1 protein-coding gene is annotated in these 237 nt (G+C 68.8%); it reads right to left on the reverse strand.

Annotated elements, in window-relative coordinates:
• A partial coding sequence (locus GYA94_RS27235) for an FAD-dependent oxidoreductase (protein ID WP_161893509.1) occupies window positions 1-237 on the reverse strand: 237 nt, incomplete at both ends.

Below are 237 nucleotides of genomic sequence, written 5' to 3' on the forward strand. Positions count from 1 at the left end.
GAATGCCCTCAGGCGACCCCGGCCGCAGCCCGGCACAGTGCGCCACCACGGGGGCCCCTTCCAGCGCAGGCAACAACTCCACCGCCGAAGCCTTCAGGCTCTGCAGTGCATCCCCGGTGGGGGTCTTGTCATACCCGGCATGCTCAAGCCTACCGCCCACCAGCATGTGCCCATCACGCCGCGGGATCGCATAGCGCCCCTTGGCCAGCACCATGCTCGGCAGGAAGGCTTCGGCAC

The sequence above is a fragment of the Pseudomonas juntendi genome, from assembly GCF_009932375.1.
GTDB lineage: Bacteria > Pseudomonadota > Gammaproteobacteria > Pseudomonadales > Pseudomonadaceae > Aquipseudomonas > Aquipseudomonas juntendi.